The 26,321-nt window shown below is 72.8% G+C and carries 24 protein-coding genes; 13 read left to right on the forward strand and 11 right to left on the reverse strand.

Going from position 1 to position 26,321, the window contains the following annotated elements; all coding sequences use genetic code 11:
* Window positions 1-183: 183 nt before the first annotated feature.
* Window positions 184-1,146 carry an acyl-CoA dehydrogenase family protein gene (locus tag ACFXI4_RS03860; RefSeq protein ID WP_384987918.1) on the reverse strand — a complete coding sequence of 321 codons (963 nt, stop codon included), beginning with the start codon at window positions 1,144-1,146 and terminating at the stop codon, window positions 184-186.
* A gap of 1 nt (window position 1,147) precedes the next feature.
* A complete protein-coding gene (locus ACFXI4_RS03865; RefSeq protein ID WP_384988308.1) occupies window positions 1,148-2,287 on the reverse strand; it encodes an acyl-CoA dehydrogenase family protein in 1,140 nt (379 codons plus the stop codon).
* A gap of 53 nt (window positions 2,288-2,340) precedes the next feature.
* On the opposite strand from ACFXI4_RS03865, the gene ACFXI4_RS03870 reads away from it, so the two are divergent.
* From ACFXI4_RS03870 to ACFXI4_RS03880, 3 genes are read left to right on the forward strand one after another with little or no spacing between them, the layout of a single operon-like run.
* Window positions 2,341-3,129: an SDR family oxidoreductase gene (locus ACFXI4_RS03870; RefSeq protein ID WP_384987920.1), complete on the forward strand. Its 789-nt coding sequence runs from the start codon at window positions 2,341-2,343 to the stop codon at window positions 3,127-3,129.
* 15 nt (window positions 3,130-3,144) lie between these two features.
* Complete coding sequence (locus tag ACFXI4_RS03875; protein WP_384987922.1) at window positions 3,145-3,756, forward strand: TetR/AcrR family transcriptional regulator; 612 nt, start codon at window positions 3,145-3,147, stop codon at window positions 3,754-3,756.
* Between the two features lie 46 nt (window positions 3,757-3,802).
* Window positions 3,803-4,960 (forward strand): acetyl-CoA C-acetyltransferase, encoded by a 1,158-nt coding sequence (locus tag ACFXI4_RS03880; protein ID WP_384987924.1) that lies wholly within the window; start codon window positions 3,803-3,805, stop codon window positions 4,958-4,960.
* Between the two features lie 106 nt (window positions 4,961-5,066).
* Here ACFXI4_RS03880 and ACFXI4_RS03885 read toward each other — a convergent pair whose 3' ends face one another.
* Genes ACFXI4_RS03885 through ACFXI4_RS03905 form a run of 5 tightly spaced genes read right to left on the reverse strand, consistent with a single transcriptional unit; the run spans window position 5,067 to window position 8,703 of the window.
* Window positions 5,067-5,285, reverse strand: coding sequence for an SIMPL domain-containing protein (locus tag ACFXI4_RS03885; RefSeq protein ID WP_384987926.1), 219 nt, complete (start codon window positions 5,283-5,285; stop codon window positions 5,067-5,069).
* A gap of 32 nt (window positions 5,286-5,317) precedes the next feature.
* Window positions 5,318-6,382: an NAD(P)H-dependent flavin oxidoreductase gene (locus ACFXI4_RS03890; RefSeq protein ID WP_384987928.1), complete on the reverse strand. Its 1,065-nt coding sequence runs from the start codon at window positions 6,380-6,382 to the stop codon at window positions 5,318-5,320.
* Window positions 6,382-7,110 carry a CoA-transferase subunit beta gene (locus tag ACFXI4_RS03895; RefSeq protein WP_384987930.1) on the reverse strand — a complete coding sequence of 243 codons (729 nt, stop codon included), beginning with the start codon at window positions 7,108-7,110 and terminating at the stop codon, window positions 6,382-6,384. Before ACFXI4_RS03895 ends, ACFXI4_RS03890 begins: the two co-directional genes overlap by 1 nt.
* Window positions 7,110-7,958: a CoA transferase subunit A gene (locus ACFXI4_RS03900; protein WP_384987932.1), complete on the reverse strand. Its 849-nt coding sequence runs from the start codon at window positions 7,956-7,958 to the stop codon at window positions 7,110-7,112. Before ACFXI4_RS03900 ends, ACFXI4_RS03895 begins: the two co-directional genes overlap by 1 nt.
* Complete coding sequence (locus ACFXI4_RS03905; RefSeq protein WP_384987933.1) at window positions 7,951-8,703, reverse strand: enoyl-CoA hydratase family protein; 753 nt, start codon at window positions 8,701-8,703, stop codon at window positions 7,951-7,953. The genes ACFXI4_RS03900 and ACFXI4_RS03905 overlap by 8 nt, the downstream gene beginning before the upstream one ends.
* Before the next feature lie 101 nt (window positions 8,704-8,804).
* On the opposite strand from ACFXI4_RS03905, the gene ACFXI4_RS03910 reads away from it, so the two are divergent.
* Both ACFXI4_RS03910 and ACFXI4_RS03915 read left to right on the forward strand, forming a co-directional pair.
* Window positions 8,805-9,587, forward strand: coding sequence for an SDR family oxidoreductase (locus ACFXI4_RS03910; RefSeq protein WP_384987934.1), 783 nt, complete (start codon window positions 8,805-8,807; stop codon window positions 9,585-9,587).
* Window position 9,588: 1 nt separating this feature from the next.
* Complete coding sequence (locus ACFXI4_RS03915; RefSeq protein ID WP_384987935.1) at window positions 9,589-10,494, forward strand: SDR family oxidoreductase; 906 nt, start codon at window positions 9,589-9,591, stop codon at window positions 10,492-10,494.
* Between the two features lie 11 nt (window positions 10,495-10,505).
* On the opposite strand, the gene ACFXI4_RS03920 is transcribed toward ACFXI4_RS03915, so the two are convergent.
* Both ACFXI4_RS03920 and ACFXI4_RS03925 read right to left on the reverse strand, forming a co-directional pair.
* Window positions 10,506-11,399: a hypothetical protein gene (locus ACFXI4_RS03920; RefSeq protein WP_384988309.1), complete on the reverse strand. Its 894-nt coding sequence runs from the start codon at window positions 11,397-11,399 to the stop codon at window positions 10,506-10,508.
* A gap of 320 nt (window positions 11,400-11,719) precedes the next feature.
* On the reverse strand, window positions 11,720-13,471 hold the full coding sequence (locus ACFXI4_RS03925; RefSeq protein WP_384987936.1) for a beta-galactosidase family protein: 1,752 nt from the start codon (window positions 13,469-13,471) through the stop codon (window positions 11,720-11,722).
* Window positions 13,472-13,576: 105 nt separating this feature from the next.
* Between ACFXI4_RS03925 and ACFXI4_RS03930 the strand changes: the two genes are divergently transcribed.
* The 4 genes from ACFXI4_RS03930 to ACFXI4_RS03945 all read left to right on the forward strand — a co-directional run bounded on the left by ACFXI4_RS03930 (window position 13,577) and on the right by ACFXI4_RS03945 (window position 18,425).
* Window positions 13,577-14,449, forward strand: coding sequence for a helix-turn-helix domain-containing protein (locus ACFXI4_RS03930; RefSeq protein WP_384987937.1), 873 nt, complete (start codon window positions 13,577-13,579; stop codon window positions 14,447-14,449).
* 34 nt (window positions 14,450-14,483) lie between these two features.
* Window positions 14,484-14,834: a chorismate mutase gene (locus ACFXI4_RS03935; protein ID WP_384987939.1), complete on the forward strand. Its 351-nt coding sequence runs from the start codon at window positions 14,484-14,486 to the stop codon at window positions 14,832-14,834.
* Between the two features lie 160 nt (window positions 14,835-14,994).
* Complete coding sequence (gene pepN, locus ACFXI4_RS03940) at window positions 14,995-17,478, forward strand: aminopeptidase N (protein WP_384987941.1); 2,484 nt, start codon at window positions 14,995-14,997, stop codon at window positions 17,476-17,478.
* Window positions 17,479-17,591: 113 nt separating this feature from the next.
* Window positions 17,592-18,425, forward strand: a complete 834-nt coding sequence (locus ACFXI4_RS03945) for an NAD(P)H-binding protein (protein WP_384987943.1) — start codon at window positions 17,592-17,594, stop codon at window positions 18,423-18,425.
* A gap of 26 nt (window positions 18,426-18,451) precedes the next feature.
* Here the strand turns inward: ACFXI4_RS03945 and ACFXI4_RS03950 are convergent, their stop codons facing one another.
* A complete protein-coding gene (locus ACFXI4_RS03950; RefSeq protein WP_384987945.1) occupies window positions 18,452-19,000 on the reverse strand; it encodes a GNAT family N-acetyltransferase in 549 nt (182 codons plus the stop codon).
* Between the two features lie 207 nt (window positions 19,001-19,207).
* Between ACFXI4_RS03950 and ACFXI4_RS03955 the strand changes: the two genes are divergently transcribed.
* Window positions 19,208-20,566 carry a pyridoxal phosphate-dependent decarboxylase family protein gene (locus ACFXI4_RS03955; protein ID WP_384987947.1) on the forward strand — a complete coding sequence of 453 codons (1,359 nt, stop codon included), beginning with the start codon at window positions 19,208-19,210 and terminating at the stop codon, window positions 20,564-20,566.
* Window positions 20,563-21,984, forward strand: coding sequence for a lysine N(6)-hydroxylase/L-ornithine N(5)-oxygenase family protein (locus tag ACFXI4_RS03960; RefSeq protein WP_384987949.1), 1,422 nt, complete (start codon window positions 20,563-20,565; stop codon window positions 21,982-21,984). The genes ACFXI4_RS03955 and ACFXI4_RS03960 overlap by 4 nt, the downstream gene beginning before the upstream one ends.
* A 40-nt stretch (window positions 21,985-22,024) precedes the next feature.
* Here ACFXI4_RS03960 and ACFXI4_RS03965 read toward each other — a convergent pair whose 3' ends face one another.
* Window positions 22,025-23,839: a bifunctional metallophosphatase/5'-nucleotidase gene (locus ACFXI4_RS03965; protein WP_384987951.1), complete on the reverse strand. Its 1,815-nt coding sequence runs from the start codon at window positions 23,837-23,839 to the stop codon at window positions 22,025-22,027.
* Between the two features lie 150 nt (window positions 23,840-23,989).
* Between ACFXI4_RS03965 and ACFXI4_RS03970 the strand changes: the two genes are divergently transcribed.
* Entirely contained in the window at window positions 23,990-24,697 is a 708-nt protein-coding gene (locus tag ACFXI4_RS03970) for an SIMPL domain-containing protein (protein ID WP_384987953.1), read from the forward strand.
* A 187-nt stretch (window positions 24,698-24,884) separates the two neighbouring features.
* Complete coding sequence (gene pyk / locus ACFXI4_RS03975) at window positions 24,885-26,321, forward strand: pyruvate kinase (RefSeq protein WP_384987955.1); 1,437 nt, start codon at window positions 24,885-24,887, stop codon at window positions 26,319-26,321.

The following is a 26,321-nucleotide window of genomic DNA, read 5'->3' on the forward strand; positions in this document are numbered from 1 at the left end:
GCTCGCGCCCTCGCGCTCGATGCCACCCTCAACGGGGCGGATCCAGCTACCGTCCCGCTCCGCCCCGTCGAGACCGCACTCCTGCAGGACTGGCTTCAGCATCTCGCAAACTAGGATGAGTCGGGCACTCGAAGGCCATTTGTCAGACAAGTCCTAGGACGCAAGCCCCCGCCGGCCCGCGGTTCAGAGACGGCCTTCGAGTACATCCTTGCGGCACTCCTCCGGCGTTCCCCAGGCCCCCCGCAGCGCCCGCGCCTTGGTCAGCCACAACGACAGGTCGTACTCCGCCGTGTAGCCGATCGCCCCGTGCAGGTGCAGCGCGGCCCTGGAACCGAGGTGCGCCGCCTCGCACGCGGCCAGCTTCGCCGCCGCCACATCCGGCGCCGTCATCGTCACCGCCGCCCCGAGGACCAGCGGCCGGGCGAACTCCAGCGCGATCTTCACGTCGGCCAGCCGGTGCTTCACCGCCTGGAACGAGCCGACGGGCACGGCGAACTGGGTCCGCGTCCCGACGTAGGCCACCGTGCTGTCGAGCAGCGCCAGGCCGACCCCCAGCGCCTGCGCGGCCACCGCCAGCCGGGCCCAGGTCAGCGCGTCCGCCCAGGCCGGCTCCGCGCTGATCAGCTCACCGACCGGGGCGAGCGGGGTGAGGCGGCGCGCGGGGTCCAGGGACCGGCGTACCGCACCGGCGCCGGGGGACAGCCGCACGCCCTCCGGCGTCGCGGCGAGCCGCACATCCGCCGCGTCCCCGTCCAGCGCGTACCCGTACCCGTGTTCGGCGACCGTCACCGTCGCCAGGGTCCGTCCCGCGGCTATCCCGGGCAGGAACCGCTCGGCCGGATCCGGCTCCGCACCGAGCAGCACCGCCGCGGCCACCGTCTCCACCAGAGGTCCGGGGACCGCGTACCGCCCCAGCTCCGTGAACGCGAGCGCGAGTTCGACAGGGCGGCGCCCCTCCCCTCCGTACTCCTCGGGCACCGCGAGACCGAACACCCCCGCCGCGCCGACACGCGCCCACAGCGCCCGCCCGCTCGTGTGCTCCCCGCGGCTCCACTCCCGTATCACCGCCGGTGTGTCCGCTGCGGCCAGCAGCGCCCGCAGGGAGCCGGCGAAGTCGCGCTGCTCGGTGTCGAGGCGGAAACGCATGTCAGCGGCGTCCCTTCGGCAGGCCGAGGAGACGCTCGGCGATGATGTCGCGCTGGATCTCGTTGGTGCCCGCGTAGATCGGACCGGCCAGGGAGAAGACGTATCCCTCGGCCCACGGCGTGTCCGCCGACTCGCCGTCGGTGCCGAGCAGGTCGAGGGCGGTCTCGTGCAGCGCGAGGTCCAGCTCGGACCAGAACACCTTGTTCAGACTGGACTCGGGGCCGAGCGCCGCACCGTCCAGGAGGCGGGAGGCGGCAGCGTAGGTGAACAACTGGTAGGCGCGGGCGCCGACGACCGCGTCGGCCACCCGGCCCGCGGCGGACTCCGGGGCGCCCTGGGCCCGCCACAGGTGCAGCAGCCGGTCGGCGGCGGCCAGGAACCGGCCCGGCGACCGCAGCGTCAGCCCCCGCTCGTTGCCCGCCGTCGACATCGCGATCCGCCAGCCCTGGCCGGGCTCGCCGATCACGTCCTCGTCGGGGACGAACACCTCGTCCAGGAAGATTTCCGCGAAGGCGGGCTTTCCGTCCAGGCGGCCGACCGGGCGGACCGTGACCCCCGGGGCGCGCAGGTCGAACATCAGGTAGGTGAGCCCCTGATGAGGTCTGGGCGCGTCCGGATCGCTGCGGAACAGGCCGAACGCGCGGTCGGCGAAAGCGGCCCGTGACGACCAGGTCTTCTGGCCGCGCAGCAGCCAGCCGCCGTCCGTCCGAACCGCCCTCGACGTGAGGGAGGCGAGGTCCGAACCGGCACCGGGCTCGGACCAGGCCTGCGCCCAGACCACCTCACCGGTGGCCATCGGCGGCAGGATCCGGGCGCGCTGCTCCTCCGTGCCGTGGTCGAAGAGGGTCGGGGCGAGCAGGCTCACGCCGTTCTGCCCGACCCGGCCCGGCGCGCCCGCCGCGTGGTACTCCTCCTCGAAGACCAGCCAGCGCATCAGATCCGCGTCCCGGCCGCCGTACCGCTGCGGCCAGGACACCACCGACCAGCGGTCCGCGGCCAGTTCGGCCTCCCAGGCGCGGTGTGCCGCGAAGCCCCCCGCAGTCTCCAGGGAGGGCAGCGGGGGGTCGGGCACGTGCTCCGCGAGCCAGGCGCGGGCCTCGGCGCGGAACTTCTCGTCGGCCGGGGTGTGGGTCAGGTCCACGGTCGCCGTCACCGTCCTTCCCTAACAAGTGTTTGGTAGGTTAGCGTGGGCCCATGACAGGCGTCGAGAGCCCGGAGTACGTGCCCGGGCACGGGCTGCTGGCGGGGCGCACGGCCGTGGTGACCGCCGCGGCCGGGGCCGGGATCGGCGGTGCCACCGCGCGCCGCTTCCTGGAGGAGGGCGCGCGCGTGCTGATCAGTGACGCGCACGCCCGCCGGCTGAAGGATTACGAGGCCGAGCTGGCGGGCGCGCATCCGGGCGCCGTGACCGCGGTGCCCTGTGACGTGACCGACGAGGGACAGGTGCGAGCCCTGTTCGAGACCGCCGTACACAACCACGGCAGTCTGGACATCGTCGTCAACAACGCCGGTCTGGGCGGGACTTCGGCACTGGTCGACATGGAGGACGAGCAGTGGGCGCGGGTCCTGGACGTCACTCTGGGCGGCACCTTCCGATGCCTGCGCGCCGCCCTGCGGCTCTTCCGTGACAGCGGACGGGGCGGGGTCGTCGTCAACAACTCCTCCGTCGTCGGCTGGCGGGCCCAGGCCGGACAGGCGCACTACGCCGCCGCCAAGGCCGGGGTGATGGCACTGACCCGGTGCGCGGCGATCGAGGCGGCCGAATTCGGCGTGCGCGTCAACGCGGTGGCGCCCAGCCTCGCCATGCACCCCCACCTGGTGAAGGTGACCTCCGCCGAACTGCTGGAGGAGCTGACCGCCCGCGAGGCCTTCGGGCGGTACGCCGAGCCCTGGGAAGTGGCCAACACGATCGTCTTCCTGGCGTCCGGCTACTCCTCGTACCTCACCGGAGAGGTCGTCTCCGTCAGCAGCCAGCACCCGTAGGACCAGAATGTATCCGTGCCGACCAAGAAGAAGTCCCAGGTGACCGCCGCCCCCGCCCGGCGCCGCGAACTCCTCGAAACCGCCGCCGAGGTCTTCGCCGAGCAGGGCTACAACGCCACCACCGTACGCAAGATCGCGGACCACGCGGGCATGCTCGCGGGCAGCCTCTACTACCACTTCGACTCCAAGGAATCGATGCTGGAGGAGATTCTGCGGACGTTCCTCGACGAGCTCTGGGGCGGCTACGACACCGTCCTGGACGCCGGGCTCGGTCCCCGCGAGACCCTCGAAGCCCTGGTCACCGAGTCCTTCCGGGAGATCGACCGGCACCGCGCGGCCGTGGCGATCTACCAGAAGGAGAGCAAGCAGCTGGTCGCGCAGGAGAGATTCACCTTCCTCGCCGAGTCGCAGCGCAGGTTCGAGAAGGCGTGGCTGGCCACGCTGGAGCGGGGGGTCGCCGCGCGCGTCTTCCGCGCCGACCTGGACGTGCGCCTGACCTACCGGTTCGTGCGCGACACCGTGTGGGTCGCCGCCTCCTGGTACCGGCCCGGCGGACAGCACAGTCCGGAGGAGATCGCCCGGCAGTACCTGTCGATGGTGCTGGACGGGATCGCCGTGCGTGAATAGCCCACCCATTCGCTGAAAGCCCCTTTCTGCCGAGGGAGTCGCTGACATGGCCGAGGCCTACATAGTCGAAGCGGTACGCACGCCCGTCGGGCGGCGCCGGGGCGGACTGAGCGGGGTCCACCCGGCCGATCTGGGCGCCCATGTGCTGACCGCCCTGGTTGGGCGGTCGGGCATCGACCCGGCCGCCGTCGAGGACGTCGTCTTCGGCTGCCTCGACGCGGTCGGACCGCAGGCCGGTGACATCGCCCGCACCTGCTGGCTGGCGGCCGGGCTGCCCGAGGAGGTGCCGGGCGTGACCGTCGACCGGCAGTGCGGCTCCTCGCAGCAGGCCGTGCACTTCGCCGCGCAGGCCGTGCTCTCCGGCACCCAGGACCTGGTGGTCGCGGGCGGTGTCCAGAACATGTCCCAGGTCCCGATCGCCTTCGCCTCCCGGCAGGCCGCCGAGCCGCTGGGGCTGACCGAGGGCCCCTTCCACGGCAGTGAGGGCTGGCGGGCGCGGTACGGCCGACAGCCCGTCAACCAGTTCGCAGGCGCCGAGACGATCGCCGCCAAGTGGGGCGTCAGCCGCCGGGACCAGGAGGAGTTCGCCCTGAACTCCCACCGCAGGGCACTGCGCGCCATCGACGAGGGCCGCTTCGAACGCGAGATCGTGCCCTACGGCCCGGTCGCCGTGGACGAGGGCCCGCGCCGCGACACCTCCCTGGAGAAGATGGCCGCCCTGAAGCCGGTCGTCGACGGCGGCACCATCACCGCCGCCTGCTCCTCGCAGGTCTCCGACGGTGCCGCCGCCATGCTGCTCGCCTCCGAGCGGGCGGTCCGCGAACACGGGCTGCGGCCCCGTGCCCGCGTCCACCACCTCTCCGTCCGCGGCGAGGACCCCATCCGGATGCTCTCCGCCCCGATCCCGGCCACCGCGCACGCCCTCAAGAAGACCGGCCTCACCATCGACGCCGTCGACCTCGTCGAGATCAACGAGGCCTTCGCCCCGGTCGTCCTCGCCTGGCTCAAGGAGACCGGCGCCGACCCCGCCAAGGTCAACGTCAACGGTGGCGCGATCGCCCTCGGCCACCCCCTCGGTGCCACCGGCGTCCGGCTGATGACCACCCTTCTGCACGAACTGGAGCGCACCCAGGGCCGTTTCGGCCTCCAGACCATGTGCGAGGGCGGCGGCCAGGCGAACGTGACGATCATCGAGCGGCTCTGACGGGCCAAAGGCGCCGGCCCGGCAGACTTCCTTCCCGCCGGGTCAGCGTCCGAGAGGGGAGCCCGTCGGCACGGCCACCGACACCTCCACCGTGCCCGGCGCCAGATCACCCGGCCGAGCCGCCGCCCCCGCCCACGTGGCCCTGATACCGGCTGTACACCGACCCGGCGGCCACGTCCGTGATGTGCAGCACCGTGCCGAGCGGCACGCCCGCCGCCTCCGTGGACACCCCGGCCCTGCGGCGGGCCGCCGCGACCGCCTCGCGGCGTGCCTCGTCCCGCAGGGCCGGCTTGTCGCGCACGTCGAAGTCCGCTCGGTCGACCACATCGATTCCCCCCGGTCTGCCGACCGTCTCCGTCACCCGCGCATTGAGGCACCCGTCCCCGGCAGCGCACCGATGATTTCCCGGGCTTCGGCCATCACCCTGTCCACCAGCTCCGCGCACGACGGCAGGTCGTCGATCACGCCGGCGACCTGGCCGGACGCCATCACCCCGACGTCCGTACGGCCGTCGACCATCGCCGATCTGAGCAGCATCGGGGTGTTCGCGGCGAGCAGGACCTGGCTCCAGGTCAGGTTCCTGCCGTGCCGCAGGGCGAGACCGTCGCGGAGCAGCTGCCGCCAGGTGAGGCCGGACAGGCCCCGGAAGGCGGCCGCGTGGCGCACCGCCCGCAGCAGCCGCCGGGTCCGGCCGGTGTTCTCCAGGGAGTCGACCAGCGGGGTGCGCAGCATCCGGTGCGGCAGGCCGTCCACCGCCCTGGTCACCGTGACGTCCTTGACCGCAGCCGCCAGATACCTCGCCTTCACCGCGTCCGGCACCGTGGAGTCCGAGGTGAGCAGGAAGCGGGTGCCCATCGCCACCCCCGCCGCCCCGTAGGCCAGCGCCGCCACCAGTCCCCGGCCGTCGAAGAACCCTCCGGCGGCCACCACCGGTATCCGCACCGCGTCCACCACCTGCGGCAGCAGTACGCTCGTCGCCACCTCGCCGGTGTGCCCGCCGCCCTCACCGCCCTGCACGATCACCGCGTCCGCACCCCAGGCCGCGACCTTCTCGGCGTGTCGCCGCGCTCCCACGGAGGGGATCACCACCACGCCCGCCTCCTTCAGCTCGGCGATCAGCTCGGGGGCGGGGGCGAGCGCGAAGGACGCCACGCGCACACCCCCGTCGACGATCAGCCGCACCCTCTCGCCCGCGTCGGCCGCGTCCGCCCGCAGGTTCACCCCGAACGGGGCGGCCGTGCGGCACCGCACCTCGGCTATCGAGGCCCGCAGCTGGTCGAGGGTCATCGTCGCCGAGGCCAGGAGGCCGAGGGCCCCGGCGTTGGCGGTCGCGGAGACCAGACGGGGGCCCGCCACCCAGCCCATCCCCGTCTGCACGATCGGATGCCGGACCCCGGTCAGCCGGGTGAGCGCGGTCTCCATCAGCCCGTCACCTCCTTCGTCCGCGCGCCGGCCGGATCCAGCACCTCGCGGATCAGCCGCAGCTCCCCGGGGGTGGGATCGCGGGTGTACGGCACCTCGTCCGGGACGGTCAGCTCGAAGTCCGTGGCCTCCCGCACCTGTTCGACGCTCACCCCAGGATGCAGCGAGGCCAGCCGCATCGAGCGGTCCGGGGTCTCGAAGTCGAGGACGCCCAGGTCGGTGACGACCCTCGGAATGCGGTGGAAGCGTTCCGTGCCGGGGTGCTCGGCGACCCGGTCGTACCCCACCCCGCACACCATGTCGACCTTCGCCACGAACACCCGCCGCGAGTGCTTCGGGACCCAGTAACTGGTCGGGTTGTTCAGTGTGTTCAGGGGCGCACCACGGACCCCGAGCAGCTGGCGACGGGGCCGGGACCAGTCGCCGATGGCCGAGATGTTCTGGTTGCCGTACCGGTCGAGCTGGCTCGCGCCCATCATCACGTGCCGGCGGCCACCGGACACCAGGGCCAGGTGCTGCCGGTAGGGCAGCCAGCCCTCGGGTGTGCCGTCCGGGCGGACCAGCAGCGCCTCCCCGTCGGTCAGCAGCAGGTCCGGGGCGAAGGTGTGCCGGGCCAGCCGGGCGCCCAGGGAGGGGATCAGGCCCATCGGGCTCGCCAGGATCTCACCGCAGCCGCGCCAGGCCTCGGCGCAGGCGATGACGCAGTGGTCGGCGCGCAGTACCTCCATCAGCCCCGCTCCTCCTGCCAGTTCCGCACCGCCGCGTGGTAGTCCTGTTCGTCCCCGGCCAGGAATCGCTCGGAGAACTCCGCCCACGGGGTCCTCGCGTACAACCGCTGGAAGTCCTCGTCCCGCCCGTGGTCGGGCGCGCAGGAGGTGAAGTGCGCGCCGCCCGGGGCCTCCACGACCCCCGTCACGTGCAGCCGTTTGATCAGCAGTGACTGCGCGGCAGCCGCCTTCGTCAGCTCGGCGGTGTCCACGATCTGTTCGCAGGAGACGTAGGCCGCATCCGCCGCCTCGCAGAACAGGTCGTCGAAGTACGGGTCCGGGCCCAGGTACTGCCCGTTGCCCAGCCGGTCGGCGCGGTTGACGTGGACCAGGGCCGCGTCCAGGCGCAGCGCGGGCATCGCCACGAACGTCTCCCCGTCGGCGTAGGGCGAAGTGACGGTCCGTAAACCCGGGTTGACCCGCATGACGTCCGAGCCGATCCCCGCGCGCACCGGCAGGAACGGCAGGCGGTCGGCGGCCGCCCGCAGGCCCCACATGAACATGCCCTCGTCCACCTCCGTCAGCTCGAAGGCCCCGTGCTCGCGCGCGGCCCGGTAGTGCGGTTCCAGCGGGATGGAGTCGAGGGTGACGAAGGCCGTCACCAGCCTGCGCACCCGGCCGGCCGCGGCCAGCATCCCGACGTCCGGACCGCCGTAGGAGACCACGGTCAGATCGTCGATGCCGCTCCGGAGCACTGCTCTGACCAGGGCCATCGGCTTGCGTCGGGAACCCCAGCCACCGATGCCGAGGGTCATGCCGCTGCACAGCCGGGCGACGGCCTCGTCGGCGGTCATCGTCTTGTCAGTCACTCCCCGCACCCTCCTTCCCGAAGGTGTCACGGACCTGGTCGGCCACCCCGCTGAGGGCGGCCTCGAAGGTGAAGCCCTGTTCCAGGCGGTAGCTGCGCCGCACGTCGACGGGGTCGATGCCGTTGATGGCGGCCTTGGCCAGGCGCAGCAGCCGGCCGTCCTTGGCGGCTATCTCCCGCGCCAGCTCCATCGCCGCGGACAGCAGTTCCCCGCGCGGCACCACCCGCCACACGGAGCCGTGCGCGTGCAGCTGGGCCGCGGTCGCCGTGCGCGAGGTGTAGTACAGCGTCCGCATCAGATGCGGCGGGACCAGCCGGGCCAGATGCGTGGCCGCGCCCAGGGCGCCCCGGTCCAGCTCGGGCAGCCCGAAGACGGCGTCCTCGCTCGCCACGATCGCGTCCGCGTTGCCCACCAGGCCTATCCCGCCGCCCAGGCAGAAGCCGTGCACGGCCGCCACCACCGGAATCTCGCAGTCGTACACCGCCGCGAAGGCCTCCGCGCAGCCCCGGTTGGCGCCGAGCAGCGCCTCGTGCCCGGAAGCCTGTATCTCCTTGATGTCCACGCCCGCGTTGAATCCGCGGCCCCGTGCGGCCAGCACCACGCACCGGGTGCCGGGGTCGCGGCCCGCCGCGGTCACCGCCTCCGCCAGCGCGGACCAGCCGCGCACCGGCAGCGCGTTCACCGGCGGGTGGTCGACGGTGACCAGCGCGACGCCCTTTTCCGGAGACGAGGTGGAGACACCCATGGACGCATCAGCTACCTTCGCACTCAACAACCTTTCCACCAAACATTTGTTAGGTGTGAGGCTTCGAAGCTAGCAGCCGGTGCGAGCGAGCGGGAGGCCCTGTGGAAAACCTGGCGCGAGGCGCCGCGGACGACTCGCTGCGCGGCCGGACCGTCGTGGTCACCGGCGGTACCCGGGGCGTGGGCGCCGGGATCGCCCGGGCCTTCGCCGACGCCGGCGCACACGTGGTGACCTGTGCCCGCCGACCGCCCGGACAACCCCTCGAAGGCGTCGAGTTCACCCCCCTCGACCTGCGCGACCCGCCCGCCGTGCGCGCCTTCTTCGACGCCCTGCCCCGGGTCGACGTGCTCGTCAACAACGCGGGCGGCACCCCCTACCGGCGGCTCGCCGAAGCGGACGCCGAACGGCACGCCCGGGTGATCGAACTGAACCTCCTCACCCCGCTGACCGCCTCCCTCGCCGCGTACGAACACCTGCGCCGGGCCCGGGGAACCGTGGTGATGATCGGCAGCGTCAGCGGCGGCCGCCCCTCGCCGGGCTCGGCCGCCTACGGCGCGGCCAAGGCGGGACTGGAGAGCCTCGCCCGGTCCATGGCGGTGGAGTGGGCACCGCAGGTCCGGGTCAACACGCTGGTCGTCGGCATGGTCCGCACCGAGCTGGCCCACCTCCACTACGGCGGTCGGGACGGCATCGACGCCGTCTCCCGCACCGTCCCGCTCGGCCGCCTCGCCGCCCCGTCCGACGTCGGCGCCGCCGCGCTCTTCCTCGCCTCCGACGCGGCCGCCTACATCAGCGGGGCGAGCCTGCTCGTGCACGGCGGCGGGGAACGGCCGCCCTTTCTCGATGCCGCAACTGCCAACAAGCCGTCCGACCAGGAGGACTGAGATGAGCGGAATCTGCGCGGGCCGGGTCGTGGTCGTCACCGGCGCCGGGCGCGGGCTCGGCCGGGCGCACGCGCTGGCCTTCGCCGCCGAGGGCGCCCGGGTCGTCGTCAACGACCTCGGCGTCGGCCTCGACGGCGGGCCGGACCCGGACAGCCCCGCCGGGACCGTCGTGGACGAGATCCGCGCGGCCGGTGGCGAGGCGGTCGCGCACGGCGGTGACGTCGCGACCACCGCCGGGGCCGCCTCGCTGATCGCGACGGCCGTGGAGAGCTACGGCCGGCTCGACACCCTCGTGAACAACGCCGGGTTCCTGCGCGACCGCATGCTCGTCAACCTCGGCGAGGACGACTGGGACGCGGTCGTGCGGGTGCACCTCAAGGGACACTTCCTGCCGCTGCGGCACGCCGCCGCGCACTGGCGGGCCGAGGCCAAGGCGGGCCGCACCCCGGCGGCCCGGATCGTCAACACCAGCAGCGGAGCCGGACTGCTGGGCTCGGTCGGGCAGGGCAACTACAGCGCCGCCAAGGCCGGCATCGTCGGCCTGACCCTGGTCGCGGCCGCCGAACTGGCCCGCTACGGCGTCCACGTCAACGCCGTCGCCCCGGCCGCCCGCACCCGGATGACCGAGCACACGTTCGCCGCGACCATGGCCGCCCCCGGCTCCGGGTTCGACACCATGGCACCCGGGAACGTCTCCCCGCTCGTGGTCTGGCTGGGCTCCGCCGCGAGCGCCGGAGTCACCGGACGGGTCTTCGAGACCGAGGGCGGCCGGATCACCGTCATGGAGGGCTGGCGAGCGGGGCCGACCGCCGACAAGGGCGCCCGCCGGACCCCGGCCGAGGCGGGGGAGACGGCACGGGAACTGCTGGCCGGCGCGGCGACGCCGGGGGCGGTGTACGGAGCCTGAGGGGGCGGACCCTAGGTGTCGCACTCCAGCACCGTCCGGCACAGCGAGCACCGGGCCCGGACCCGGCCCCGCACCGGCACCCTGATCCGCTGGTGGCAGGTCGGGCACGGGAAGGAGACCCGCAGCCGGCCGCCGTCGTCGGGCGTGAAGGTGTAGGCGGTGCCGGACCGCGGGGCCGGAGCCGCCGCGGGCGCGTGCCGGCGGTCCCGGGCGTAGCGGCGGCGGCCCGCCCAGCCCGCCGCGGTGAGCGGCGGCTGCTCCCCGTCCTGGCGGGCCCGGGCCATGCCCTTCTCGTACGCCGTGTAGGCCTGCGGACTGGTGAACCAGACGGACGGGTCCTCGTGGAAGACCAGCGCCCGCTTCGCCAGGACGTAGCCGAACTCCTCCGGGGTGAGGTAGCCGAGCTTCTGCGACGCCTCCCCGTGCTCCCGGTAGGCGTCGAGCAGCAGCCAGCCCGCGCCCAGGTAGGTGGTCGCGGTGTCCGTGAGGATCTCGTTCTCCGCGGTGCTCGGGAAGGACAGGTCCAGCCGGTGCAGATAGACGTGCATCACCTCGTGGGCGAGGGCCGCGCCGATGTCCCGGCGATGGGTGCGGAACCGGTCGTTCAGCTCGATGAAGTACTCGGGTCCCGCGGTGAGTTCGACGTTCGCCGCATGGGTCATCTCCCGGAAGCCGACGATCATCCGGGCGTCCGGCAGCCGGAAGTGCCGGACCATCTCGTGGGCGACCCGCTGGGCGCCGAGGTGGAGGTCGTCGGTGTCACAGAACGCGACGTCGGCGGGGAGCACGCTGGTGGCGAAGGTCTGGACGGTGTCGTACGACAGCCGCCGGTACAACGCCGTGACGGCGGCCCGCACGGTGTCCAGGTGCGGGTAGCCGTGTTCCACCGGGCCGCCGTTCGCCACGTCTTCCACCCCCACCGACGCCGCTGGAGCTGTCTTTCACATTATGCGGGGGACGGGGGAGATCGGGGGGCCGAGGGTTGTTCGGACGCTGCGGGCCGGCGGGGGCCGAGCGCGCCCACGCGGCGGTGGCCGCACTTCTCCCCGGACCCGCGCCCCTAAGGGCTGTCCCGTAATTCCTGGTGGATCAGCGCGCGGCGTCGGATGCGGTGCATCGCAAGGCGGAGGGTCGTCCTCATACTGGGCGTGTTCGGGCGAGCCCGACAACGCTGCGAGGTGCCGTAGCTGTCGTCGTGCGCCCGCCGGGGATTACGGGACAGCCCTTAGAGGGGCGCCAGCCGTACCGCCCCTCGATCCGAGTCCTGGAGTTCCAGGATCCACACCTCGTTCGCGCCCTCCCGCAGGACCGGACCCGGCACGTACAGGGACTCCTGCGGGCCCGCCGACCAGTAGCGGCCCAGGTTGAAGCCGTTGACCCAGACGAAGCCCCGGGTCCAGCCGGGGAGTTCGACACGGGCGTCACCGGCCCCGCGGACCGTCACCGTCCCCCGGTACAGCCCGGGTGCGCCGTCCGGAGGGAGTGAACCGAAGGCCACCGCCGCCACGCCCCCCTCGAACGCGTCCAGATCCAGGCCACGCGCGCGTACCCCGTGCAGGAACTGGCGCTCGTGCAGGAGGCCGCCGGTGATGCCCTTCGTCTCGCCGGAGCGGGGACCGTAGTTGACGCGGCCCAGCGACTCCACCCAGAGCTCCACGCGCGCGGGGCCGGCGATCGGCTTCTCCAGCTGGGGTTCCTCCTCGGTGAGCACGCCGGCCCGCTCCCCGTCGACGTACACGACCGCCAGATCGCGCAGCCCCCGCGCGGTGAGCGGATACGGCCGGCGGGGTCCCGGCACGTCCGCCTCGTAGCGGACCAGGCCCCGGCCGACGCCCAGCTCCTCGAAGGTGGGCGGCACGGCGTGGAGGCGTTCCGGGCCGCCGAGCGCCTCCAGGACACCGGCCAGGGGCGCCCAGCCGGTGACCGCCACGTCCGCCGCCGAGACCAGCCCGTCGGGAGCGGGCGGCGGTTCGGGCAGCGGCTCGGCGTGGTAGCCGGCCAGCACCTCCCTGAAGCGCCAGAACTTCTCCGTGGGGCGGCCGTACTCGTCGATCGGCGCGTCGTAGTCGTACGACGTCACGTCGGGCTCCAGCGGGCCCTCGTGCAGCTCGCCGCCGGGCCGGTTGGAGCCCGCCCAGCCGGCGAAGTTGGTGCCGCCGTGCGCCATGTAGACGTTCACGGAGGCCCCGCAGTCCAGGATCTCCCGCAGCACCTCGGCCGCGTCCGCCGCCTCCCGCACGACGTGCTCGCCACCCCAGTGGTCGAACCAGCCGCACCAGAACTCCATGCACATCAGCGGACCCCGCGGCTGGTGCCGGCGCAGCGTCTCGAAGGCCGCGCCCGCCTGGGAGCCGAAGTTCACCGTCGCCAGCAGCCCCGGGACCGAGCCGCCGGTGAGCATCTGGTCCTCGGGTCCGTCCGAGGTGAACAGCGGCACCGTGACGCCCTCGGCGCGCAGCAGCCCGGCGAGGTGCGCCAGGTACTCGGCGTCGGAGCCGTAGCTGCCGTACTCGTTCTCCACCTGGACCATGATCACCGGGCCGCCCCGGTCCAGCTGCCGGGGCACGACCTCGGACAGCAGCCGGTGGAACCAGCGGTCCACGTGCCGCAGGAAACGCTCCTCACGCGTGCGTGCCCGGGCCCCCAGCTCGCCCGTCACCCAGTGCGGCAGACCGCCGTTCTCCCACTCCGCGCAGATGTACGGTCCCGGGCGCACGATCGCCCACAGGCCCGCGTCCCGCGCCGCGTCGAGGAACCGGCCGAGGGCGCCGACGTCCTCGAAGGAGCCCGGGCGCGGCTCGTGCAGGTTCCACGGGACGTAGGTCTCCACACAGTTCAGCCCCATGGCGCGCAGCATCGCCAGCCGGTGACCCCACTGCTCCTCGTGCACCCGGAAGTAGTGCAGCGCGCCGGACAGCAGCCGCACCGGCCGCCCGCCGAGCAGGAAATCCGTCTCGCCCACCGTGAAGTCGGTCATGCGCCCACCTTCGCCCCTGGCGGCCGTCGGCACCATGGACAAAGATCAACAGCACTTGGACGGAAGACGCCGAAGAGGGGGCGCGCAGTGGCGGGCGGAGCGCCGGTGTTCCACACCTGGATGCGGTTCTTCACACCGGGCCCCGTCCACCACCGGCTCGGCCTGGTCTGCCAGGGCGTCGGCCTCCAGTACGGCGCGGTGCCCGCCGTCGGCCCGCGCGTGCTCGACGGGCACGTCGCCGTGGTCGTCAGCTCCGGCCGGGGCTGGTACCGCACACCCGACGGGCGCCGTACGACGGTCACCGCGCCCGCGCTGGTGTGGCTGACGCCGGGCGTCCCGCACCACTACGGGCCCGACCCGGACAGCGGCTGGGACGAGGGCTTCGTCACCTTCACCGGGCCCGACACCGCGACCTACACGGAACTCGGCTACATCGAGCCCGAGCGGCCCGTGGTGCCCCTCGCGGACGCCGCCGGACCCCGGGACGTCATCGCCAAGATCGCCCGGGCCGCCCGCCACGGCAACCCCCTCCTGGAGGCCGAGACCGGCGCCGCCGTGCACGAGCTCCTGGTCGCCCTGCGCCGCGCGCGTGCCGACCTCGCCCCCGACGGGGACCCGGTGCTGCAGGCGCTCGCCCGGGACGCCTGCACCGGCATGACCGTCGCCGGCCATGCGGCCAGGCACGGCATGACCCCGGCCGAGCTGCGCACCGCCGTCCGCCGGATCGCCGGGTGCAGCCCCAGGGACTACCTGATCGGCATCCGGCTCGGCCGGGCCCAGGAACTCCTCGCCACCACCGAACTCTCCGTCGCCGCCGTCGCCCGCCGGGTCGGCTACGACGACCCGGCCTACTTCTCCCGCCTGTTCACCCGCCGGGTCGGCACGGCCCCCGTACGCTTCCGCGCCCAGCAGAGCCGCGCCGTCCCCGACGACTGGCACGACGGCCTCGACGCGGACGGCACGGGCGACGGCCTTTAGTGATCACGGCGTCGTCCCCTTAGGGTTGACGCCCATGACCACCAGCAACACCGGTACCGGTGACGTCGACCCCGCCGTCCGCGCCGAGCTCGGCCGGCTGCGCGACAGCATCGACAACATCGACGCGGCCGTCGTCCACATGCTCGCCGAACGCTTCAAGGCCACCCAGCAGGTCGGGCACCTCAAGGCGGTCCACCGGCTGCCCCCGGCCGACCCGGCCCGCGAGGCCCGTCAGATCGCCCGGCTGCGCGCCCTGGCCGAGAACGCCAAGCTCGACCCCGCCTTCGCCGAGAAGTTCCTGAACTTCATCATCGCCGAGGTGATCAGACACCACGAGTCCATCGCCGAGGACACCGTCGGCGAGGAGGCGGCGGACGCGCGCTGACCCGGCCGCCCGCCCCGTGGAGCGGCCCCGGCCGGCCCGCCGCCGGCCGCACCGCGCCCACCAGCGCCGTCTCCTCCCACGCCACGGCCAGGAGCGGACATAAGCCGCGTAACACCCCCACCCCTGTGCGTTGTCGGTGTCATCGGGCAGCATGGCCCGCATGTCCGTACTGACTCGCGACGAAGCGCAGAGCCGCGCCGAGCTCCTCGACGTCCACCGCTACACGATCGACCTCGACCTGACCACCGGGGACGAGACCTTCGACTCCCGCACCGTGATCAGGTTCACGGCCCGGTCCGACGGCGACACCTTCGTCGAGATGAAGCCCGCCGAACTGCGCGCCGTCAGCCTCGACGGACAACCCCTCGACCCCGGGACGCTGCACGAGGACCGGCTGCCCCTGAAGAACCTCGCCGCCGGGGAGCACGAACTGCGCGTCGACGCCACGATGCGCTACTCCCGCACCGGCGAGGGCATGCACCGCTTCACCGACCCCACGGACGACGAGACCTACGTCTACACGCAGCTCTTCCTCGACGACGTACAGCGCGTCTTCGCCGCCTTCGACCAGCCCGACCTGAAGGCCGTCTTCGAGCTGACCGTCAGGGCCCCCGAAGACTGGACCGTGCTCGCCAACGGGGTCACCGAGCACCTCGGCGAGGGCCGCTGGCGGGCCGCCGCCACCCCGCTGGTCTCCACCTACCTGGTCGCCGTCGCCGCCGGCCCCTGGCACTCGGTGCGCACCGAGCACCGCGGCCTGCCCTTCGGCATCCACTGCCGCCGCTCGCTGGCGCCGCACCTCGACGCCGACGCCGAGGAGATCCTCGACATCACGCGCGCCTGCTACGACCGTTACCACGAGAAGTTCGAGGAGCCCTACCCCTTCGACTCCTACGACCAGGCGTTCGTCCCCGAGTTCAACGCCGGCGCCATGGAGAACCCCGGCCTGGTCACCTTCCGCGACGAGTTCGTCTACCGCTCCGCCGTCACCGACACCGAGCGGCAGACCCGCGCGATGGTCATCGCCCACGAGATGGCCCACATGTGGTTCGGCGACCTCGTCACCCTGAAGTGGTGGGACGACATCTGGCTGAACGAGTCGTTCGCCGAGTACATGGGCTACCAGACCCTCACCGAGGCCACCCGCTTCGCCGACACCTGGGTCGACTTCGGCGTGGCCCGCAAGGCCTGGGGCTACGACGCCGACCAGCGCCCCTCCACCCACCCGGTCGCCCCCGAGGCCGTCGACGACACCGCCGCCGCCCTGCTCAACTTCGACGGCATCTCCTACGCCAAGGGCGCCTCCGCACTGCGCCAACTGGTCGCCTGGATGGGCGAGAAGGACTTCCTCGCCGGCATCAACATCCACTTCCGGCGGCACCGGTTCGGCAACGCCACCCTGGCCGACTTCATCGACTCCCTGGCCGCCGGCACCGAACGCGACGTACACGCCTGGGCCGACGCCTGGCTGCGCACCACCGGCGTCGACACCCTCACCCCGGTCCTCGCCACCGCCCCCGACGGCACCCGCACCCTCACCGTCGAGCACGCCGGCAACCGCCCGCACCGCGTCTGCGTCGGCGTCTACGACCGGGACCTCGCCGACGCGGGCGGGCTCACCCTGCGCGAGCGCATCGACCTCGACGTCCCGCAGAACACTCCGCAGGCCGTCGGCAAGCGCCCCGCACTGCTCGTGCTCAACGACGGCGACCTCACCTACGCCAAGGTCCGCTTCGACGCCGAGTCCGCCAAGGCGGTCCGCGCCGACCTGTCGGGCCTGCCCGACCCGCTCACCCGCGCGGTGGTGTGGAACGCCCTGCGGGACGCGGTCCGCGACGGCGAACTCCCGCCCGCCGACTACCTGGAGACCGCCCGCGCCCACCTCCCGCGCGAGACCGACCTCGCCCTCGTCCAAGGCGTGCTGGCCTTCACCACGGTCCACGTCGTCGACCGGTACCTCAGGCCCGAGGACCGTCCGGCCGCCCTCGCCACCGTCTCCGCCCTGTGCCGCGACTTCATCCGGCGCACCGAGGACGGCGACAACCCCGGCCTGCGCCTGATCGCCGTACGCCACTTCGTCCGCGCGGCCGCCCACCCGGACACCATCGCCGCCTGGCTCACCGAGGGCACGGTGCCCGGCGGCCCCGAGCTCGACCCCGAGCTGCGCTGGCGCATCCTGAGCCGGCTCGCCGTCCTCGGCGCCACCGACGAGGCGCAGATCGCCGCCGAGCTGGCCCGCGACCCCAGCGCCAGCGGCCAGGAGGGCGCCGCCCGCTGCCGGGCCGCGCTGCCCGACCCCGAGGCCAAGCGCAGGGCCTGGGAGGCCATGTTCACCGGCGACGACCTGTCCAACTACCTGTTCACCGCCACCGCCCAGGGCTTCTGGCACCCCGAACAGGCCGACCTGGTGAGGGAGTACGTGCCGCGCTACTACGAGGAGGCGGCCGCCGTCGCCGCCCGGCGCGGCCCCGCCATCGCGGCCGTCGCCGGCCGGGAGGCCTTCCCCTCCCACGCCGTCGACGCCGAGAACCTCGCCCTGGGCCGGGCCTGCCTGCGCGACGGCGACCCCGTCACCGCTCTGCGCCGCCGCCTGACCGACGAACTCGACGACCTGGAAAGGGCACTGCGGATCCGGGAGGCGTAGGGCCGCCGACGTAGGACGACACGGGCGCGGCTGGTCCCCGATGACGATGCGGGGGCCCGCCGCCGCTCCTAGGCTCGGTGCCGGACCAGCACCGCCGACCCATGGAGAGACCCGTGATCGTAGTGACCGGTGCCACCGGCAACGTCGGCCGCGCCCTGGTCGGCCGCCTCGTCGCCGCCGGAGCTCCCGTACGGGCGCTCACCCGTGCCCCGGAGCGGGCCGCACTGCCCGGCAGGGCCGAGGTGGTGAAGTTCCGGCCGGACGGCCTTGCCGCCCTGTTCGAGGGCGCGGACAAGGTCTTCCTGTACGTCCAGGGCGCCGGCGGACGGATGCCCGAGCTGCTGGACGCGGCCCGCGCGGCCGGGGTGCGGCAGGCCGTCCTGCTCTCCTCCGGGATCATCCGCGAGGGCGCCGACGAGACCCACCCCATCCACGCCATGCACGCCACCGCCGAGCGGCAGATCCGCGACAGCGGCCTCGCCTGGACGTTCCTGCGCCCCAACGCGTTCGCCGTCAACGCCCTACAGTGGGCGCCCCAGATCCGGAGCGGCAACACCGTCCGCGGTGTCTTCGCGGACATGCTCACGGCCCCCGTCCACGAGGACGACATCGCCGCCGTCGCGGCCCGCGCCCTCCTCGACGACGGCCACGAGGGCGCCGCGCACCGCCTCACCGGGCCCGCCGCCACCACCAACACCGGCCAGATCGCCGCGATCGGCGCGGCCGTCGGCCGGGACCTGGCCTTCGTCGAGGTGGAACCGGAGGAAGCGGGCCCGCTGCTCTTCCCGCGGACGCCGCCGGAACTGGTCAGGGGCCTGCTGAGGACCTTCGCCGACACCGTCGGCGTCGCCCCCGAGATCACCACCACGGTCCAGGAGATCACCGGCAGCCCGGCCCGCACCTTCGGACAGTGGGCCGAGGACCACGCGGCCGACTTCCAGCCGTGAGCGAACCGACGCCCTGAGCCGGGACCTCAGCCCGTCGACGGCCGCAGTTCCGCCCGCCGCACGCCGCCCTCCCGCGGACCCGCGCGCCGGTTGCCCACCTCGGCCGCCCGGGGCGCCTGTGCGCCCAGCGTGAAGCCGAGGCGCTCCAGGAAACACTCCCCGGACCGCCAGCCCGGCGGCACGCTCGCCGTCACCAGCGACACCCCCTCGGCATGCGCGAGCAGCGACTCGGCCAGCGCCCGCCCCAGGCCCCGGCCCCGCGCCCAGGGCGCCAGCAGGAACAGGCCCACCGCGACCGCGCCCGGCACCGGATGGTTGCGCACCGCGTCCACCAGGCCCGACACGACCCCGTCCCGCTCCAGTACGAGCAGCACCTTGTCGTCCGGGTCGGCGCCCTCGGGCAGCCCGTAGAACAGGCTCTGCACATCACCCGGCCCGGACGGCAGCCCCGTAGCCGCCACGAACCAGTCCTCGCACGCCTCGAACAGATCCAGCAGCGGCGCCTCGTCGATAGGCAGCGGCTCCCGTACCAGCACCCGCTCACCGGGCACGTCGATCATCCACGCGTCAACCACCCGACCGACGTTAACCCCGGTCAGCCCCGGTCTCAACGCCCCGTCACCGCCTGCTCCGGCATAGCCGCCCCGACACGTTTTCCCCGCACGGCAGTACCCACTTTCGGGTTCCGATCGTTGAGCTTCGGGGGCGCGCAGACCCGATCCCGTACAAGCTGGAACTCCCCACGCGGACAACCCCTTTCGGCCGGCGCCCCGAGGAGACCCATGAGCACGCCGCCCCTCGCATCCGGACCCCAGGGCCCCGACGCCCTGCGGCCCCTGCTCGACACCGTGCTCGACGCGCTGCGCGACGGCGGCCGGGACCGTGGCGGACCGCTGCCCGCGGGCGGCCCGGAGGCGGTGGCCGAGCGGGTCGCGGACGCCGTCGGCGACGTACTCCCGGACGACGGCGACCCCGACGCCCTGCGCACCCTGGTGGCCGCCCTCGCGGCGGGCGCTGCCGACCCCGCCGACCCGCTGTGCGCGGCGCACCTGCACTGCCCGCCGCTCGCCGTCGCCACCGCCGCCGACCTCGCCGCCAGCGCCCTGAACCCCTCACTGGACTCCTGGGACCAGGCCCCGGCCGCCTCCGCCCTGGAAGCCATCGTCACCCGCGGCCTCGCCCACTCCGTCGGTCTCTCCGACGCCGTGGTCACCAGCGGCGGCACCGAGTCCAACCAGCTCGCCCTCCTCCTCGCCCGCGAGACCCTGGGCGGCGGGGTCCGGCTGATCTGCGGCGCCAACGCCCACCACTCACTGCTTCGCGCCGCCTGGCTGCTGGGCCTGCCCGACCCGGTCGTCGTCCCGGCACCGAACGGCATCCTCGACCCGTCCGCCCTGCACGCCGCTCTCACCCAGCTGCCGAAACCGTTCGTCGTGGCCGCCACCGCCGGCACCACCGACGCCGGCCTCATCGACCCGCTGCCCGAGATCGCCGGCCTGTGCGCGGCCCACGGCGCCCGGCTGCACATCGACGCCGCCTACGGGGGCGCCCTCGCCTTCAGCGACCGGCACCGGGACAAGCTGGCCGGCCTGGAGCGCGCCCACACCGTCACCCTCGACCTGCACAAACTCGGCTGGCAGCCGGTCGCCGCGGGCCTCCTCGCGGTCGCCCGCCCGGCCGAACTCGGCGTACTGCACCACCGCGCCGACTACCTCAACGCCGACGACGACACCGAGGCCGGCTACCCCGACCTGCTCGGCCGCTCACTGCGCACCACCCGGCGCCCCGACGTCCTCAAGATCGCGGTCACCCTCAGGACCCTGGGCCGCTCCGGACTCGGCGCACTGGTCGACCAGGTCTGCGCCCGGGCCCGGGAGTTCGCCGCCCTGGTCCGGGAGCACCCCGGTTTCGAGCTCTACGACCGGCCCGACATCAGCACGGTGCTGTTCCGCCCCACCGAGGCCACCGACGACGACGTGGCCGGCATACGGCGCAGGCTGCTGCACGACGGCCGCGCCGTCCTCGGCCGGGCCCGGCTGGACGGCCGACTCTGGCTCAAGGCCACCCTCCTCAACCCCCACACCCGGCCGGACGAACTGGCCGTCCTCCTCAAACTCGTGGAAGGAACGACGCCCCAATGAGCTCGCTGCCCACCCCCCCACACCAGGAACAGGACGCACCCCGCGACCTGGTCGGCATCGGCGTCGGACCGTTCAACCTCTCCCTCGCCGCCCTCGCCCACCCGCTCGCCGAACTGGACGCCGTCTTCTACGAACAGCGCCCCGGCTTCGACTGGCACCCCGGGCTGCTGATCGACGGCGCCACCATCCAGGTCCCCTTCCTCGCCGACCTGGTGACCCTCGTCGATCCCGCCAGCCCCTGGTCCTTCCTGAACTACCTCAAGTCCCGCGACCGGCTCTTCCCGTTCTACTTCGCCGAGCGCTTCCACATCCGGCGCGCCGAGTACGACGCGTACTGCCGCTGGGTCGCCGGGAGCCTGCCCGGGCTGCGGTTCTCCCACCAGGTGGACGCGGTCCGCTGGAACTCCGAGCGCGACCTGTTCGAGGTCGACTTCACCCGGCTCGGCGCCGAAGGGGAGGCCGAGGCACTGGGCCGTACCTACGCGAAGAACGTGGTGCTCGGGGTCGGCACCGTCCCCCATGTGCCCGACCCGCTCAAGCCCCTGGTGGAGGCACCGGGCGTGCCCGTCGTGCACGCCGCCGACTACCTCGACCACCGCGAGGCCTTCCTCGCCGCCGAACACGTCACCGTCGTCGGCTCCGGACAGTCCGGCGCCGAGGTCTTCCTCGACCTGCTGCGCCACCGCCCGGCGGGCCGCGAGAAACTGCACTGGATCGGGCGCAGCGAGGCCTTCGCGCCCATGGAGTACTCCAAGCTCGGCCTGGAGCACTTCACCCCCGACCACACCCGCTACTTCCACGCCCTGGCCGAGCCCGTCCGGGACCGGCTGGTCGCCTCCCAGTGGCGGCTGCACCGGGGCATCGACGCCGACACCATCGCCGCCATCCACGACGAGCTCTACCGCCGCACCCTGCACGGCGGCTGGCCCGACGCCGTCCTCACCCCCGGCGTCCAGGTCCGTACGGCCGGACGTATCGCCACCGCCAAGATCGAACTCCACCTCGAACACATCCAGCAGAGCACCGCCTCCCGGCTCGCCACCGACGCCGTGGTGCTGGCCACCGGCTACCGTGAACGCCCCCTGGGGCGGCTGCTCGCCGGACTCGACCCCTACCTGCGCCGGGACAGCAGCCAACGCCCGCGCGTGGACCAGCAGTTCCGGCTCGTCCTCGACCCGTCGGTGACCGGATCGGCGTACGTACAGAACGCCGAACTGCACACCCACGGCGTCGGCGCCCCCGACCTGGGGCTCGCCGCCTGGCGCAGCGCCACCATCCTCAACTCCCTGACCGGCAAGGAGCCCTATCCGCTGCCCGCCCGCACGGCCTTCACCAGCTTCGGCCTGGAGCGGTCCGAGGACAGGGTCCCCCCACAGAACGGGCAGCGGCCCAGGCAGCTCACCCCCCTCGCCGACTGAAGGACGGGCGCCGGTCCCCGGACCGGCGCCCGCCGTCTTGTCAGAACACCGGCGTGCCCTCGCGGGTCAGCCGCCAGTCCGCCGACGCGAAGTCCTTCGGGTCCAGGACACCCTTGGCGGTCACCCACTCCGCGATCCGGGTACGGATCTCCGTCGACTCCGACCACAGCTCCCTGGCCGAGGCCACGTGCGGGAACGCGCCACCGCCGTTGGCCCGGTAGTTGTTCACCGCGAGCACGAACTGCCGGGCATCGTCCAGGGCCGCGCCCTCGTAGCTGAGGTTCCTGATGCGGGACCCGGCCGGCTGCGCGATGTCGATCTCGTACCGCAGGCCCGAGACGTAGTCGTAGTTGTAGTCCGGACGGTTGCCGGCGTTGGTCAGCTTCTCCACGTCGACGGGCGCGCCCGCGGCCGTCTGCACGAAGTACTCCGCCGAGTACTCCAGATAGGCGCGGACCTGAGCGCCCGTCATCAACTTGGCGACCAGAGTGTTGTCGTAGACGTAGAGGCCGGACAGGTCCCGGATGGTGACCTCGCCGGCCGGGATCTGGGAGGTCCGGGAGAACGGCGAGGCCTGGGCGAGCACCGGGAGAGCCGCGTACTCGGTGCCCGCCAGGGCCGCCCTCACCACGTCCTCCTGGACCTTGGTGATCAGGTCGATGATCGGGGCGTCCCGGTAACGGGCCTCGGCCGTGGTGAGGGTCTCGGTGGCGGTGCCGACGACCTGGTTGACGTACGCCACCACCCGGGCGTGCTCGTCCTTCAGCAGCCGGGTGATCCTCGGGTCGTCGGCGACCGTGCTGGAGTTGCGCAGCGAGGCGGCGACCGACTCCACCTCCCACCCGCCCTTGGCGAACACCAGCTCGATGTCGAAGAGGGTGAGGCGCTCGGCCCAGCACAGCGGCTCGGAGAGCACGACGGTCCTCCCGGTCGCCTCGTTGACGACCTTCAGCTCCGGGATCTCCACGTGCGCGTGGCCGACCAGGATCGCGTCGATGCCCGGCACCTGCCTGGCCACGTTCGCGGCCGCGTTCTCCACGTAGGGCACCTGGTCGCCGTAGGAGGAGGTACCCGAGGTGCCGGAGTGCGCCGAGACCACGACCACGTCCGCGCCCATCGCCCTCAGCTTCGGCACCCACTTCGCGGCCTGCTCCTCCAGCCCCGGGAAGGCCAGCCTGCCCTGGACGAAGGCCTTGTCCCAGATCGCGATGCCCGGGTTGGTCAGACCGAGCACGGCGACCTTGACCGGCGGGACGCCCGGCACGTGGAACTCCTTCATGAAGTACGGCGGGAACGCGGGCCGGAGGGTCCTGGCGTCGACCGCGTTGGCGCCGAGCAGCGGGAAGCGCAGCTGGCTCTCGAACCTGCGCAGGGTCTCGATGCCGTAGTTGAACTCGTGGTTGCCGAGCGCCGCCGCGTCGTACCCGATCGCGTTCATCGCCTGCGCCATCGGATGCACCGGACCGCCCTTGGCGGTGATCGGGTCGACCTTGGCGTAGTAGTACGTCAGCGGGGTGCCCTGAATGGTGTCGCCGGCATCCAGCAGCAGGGTGTTGCAGCGGCCCTTCTCCTCGCGCACCTGGTTCACCAGGGTCGAGATCCGCGCCAGGCCCAGCGCGTTGCCCTTGGCGTCGGAGTACTCCGCGTCCTTGAAGTAGTCCCAGTTGAAGACGTTCCCGTGCAGGTCGGTGGTGCCCATGACGGTCAGCGAGTACCGCTTGGGGTGCCTGGCGGGCTCGGCGGGCTTCGGGGAGGCCTGGGCGGCCCGCGCCGGAGCCGCCGCCGCACCGGCGACCGCGACCCCCGCTCCGGTGACGGCGGACTTCGTCAGGAACTTCCGGCGGTTCAAGGACATGTCTTGATCTCCTCGAGAAATGGTCAACGACGCGCGTAGATTCTTTCTTGGACATGACCGACGGCAACAGGTCCGGAAGGTTGCGATCTGGTGACCCGGACCGTGAACTCCGGTGCGCACACCCGAGGATGCCGTGACACAGTGGGGCGTATGACCGCACCCCCGCCCGAGGACCGCCGGCCGGCGGGCACCGCCGAGGCCCCCCTGCTCGTCGTACGCGGCGAGGCCGAACTGGAGGTCGAGCCCGAGCTGGTCCGGATCGGCGTCACGGTGAACGCCCGGGGCCGCGACCGCCGCTCCACCCTGGACGACCTCACCCGCCGCAACACCGCCGCCCTCGACCTCGTCAAGTCCTACGGCGAAGCGGTGACCCGCCTGTCGACCGGCACCTTCTCCATCGCCCCCGAATTCGCCGAGCGCGGCCGCGGCGAACGGGTCCGCAGCTACCAGGGCCGGGTCCAGCTCACCGCCGAGCTCACCGACTTCACCGTCCTCGGCGAACTCGCGACCAGACTGGCCGACTTGGAACTCACCCAGGTCGACGGCCCCTGGTGGTCGCTGCGCCCCGACTCACCGGTGCACGGCGAAGCCCGACGACAGGCGGTCTCCGAGGCGGTACAGCGCGCCCGCGAGTACGCCGGCGCCCTCGGCACCTCCCTCGTCGCCCTGATCGAACTCGCCGACACCGGCAGCGAGGGGCCGCGGCCGCGACGCCCTGCCGTCGGCGGCGGGGTCCGCCGGATGGCGGCCGCCGCCGAAATCGCCGAGCCCGCCGAACCCCTCGATCTCGAACCCCCGCAACTGCGCGTGACCGCTCAGGTCGGCGCGCAATTCACGATGGCACCGCCACGGCTGTGAGCCGGAAGCGTGCGTTCGGTGTATCGATTGAGCGAGCGCACGCATTCCCGCGTTCAACCTGTGCGAGATGCTCATCAGAGCGGGCCCCCGCACAATTCAACACTTGTCAATAGGCCTTCACGCAAAGGTTGTTGGGTCGTCATGCGCGACCAATTCTCTACCCGCCGGTAAGGCCTAGGCTCGAAGCATGCGCCGAGCAAAGATCGTCTGTACTCTGGGGCCCGCCACCGACTCGTACGACCAGATCAAGGCCCTGGTCGAGGCCGGAATGGACGTCGCCCGGTTCAACCTCAGCCACGGCAGCTACGCCGAGCACGAGGAGCGCTACCAGCGCGTCCGCAAGGCCTCCGACGAGACCGGCCGCAGCGTCGGAATGCTCGCCGACCTTCAAGGCCCGAAGATCCGCCTCGGCCACTTCACCGAGGGGCCGGTACTCCTCGAACGCGGCGACACCTTCGTCATCACGGTCGAAGAGGGCGCCGAGGGCGACCGCCGGCAGTGCGGCACGACCTACGCCGGCCTCGCCGACGACGTCACCCCCGGTGAGCGCGTGCTCGTCGACGACGGCAAGGTCTGCCTGGAAGTCACCCACGTCGACGGTCCCCGGGTGCACACCACCGTCGTCGAAGGCGGCATGGTCTCCGACCACAAGGGCCTCAACCTCCCCGGCGTCGCCGTCTCCGTCCCGGCCCTCTCCGACAAGGACGAGGCCGACCTGCGATGGGCACTGCGCACCGGCTTCGACGTGATCGCCCTCTCCTTCGTGCGTACCGGCCGCGACGTCGAGGACGTCCACCGCATCATGGCCGAGGAGGGCCGCCGCCTCCCGGTCATCGCCAAGGTGGAGAAGCCGCAGGCCGTCGAGAACATCGACTCCATCGTGGCCGCCTTCGACGGCATCATGGTCGCCCGCGGCGACCTCGGCGTCGAGATGCCCCTGGAACAGGTACCGATCGTCCAGAAGCGCGCCGTCAAACTGGCCAGGCGCAACGCCAAGCCGGTCATCGTCGCCACCCAGATGCTCGACTCCATGATCGAGAACTCCCGGCCCACCCGCGCCGAGGCCTCCGACGTCGCCAACGCGGTCATCGACGGCACCGACGCGGTGATGCTCTCCGGCGAGACCAGCGTCGGCAAGTACCCCGTCGAGACCGTCCGCACCATGGCGAAGATCGTCGAAGCCGCCGAGGAGGACATCCTCGCCAGGGGGCTGCCGCCGCTGACCGAGAACAACAAGCCCCGCACCCAGGGCGGCGCGGTCGCCCGGGCCGCCGCCGAGATGGGCGACTTCCTCGGCGCGAAGTTCCTGGTCGCCTTCACCCAGTCCGGAGACACCGTCCGCCGGCTCTCCCGCTACCGCTCCCCGATCCCGCTGCTCGCCTTCACCCCGGAACCGGCCACGCGTTCCCAGCTCAACCTGACCTGGGGCGTGGAGACGTTCCTCGGCCCGCACGTCGACTCGACGGACAAGATGGTCGACCAGGTGGACGAACTGCTGCTGAAGCACGGCCACTGCCACAAGGGCGACGTCGTCGTCATCACGGCGGGCTCCCCGCCCGGTGTCTCCGGCTCCACGAACATGGTCCGCGTCCACCACATCGGCGAGGACGACAGCCCCAAGTAG

This window comes from Streptomyces sp. NPDC059224 (assembly GCF_042754285.1).
GTDB lineage: Bacteria > Actinomycetota > Actinomycetes > Streptomycetales > Streptomycetaceae > Streptomyces.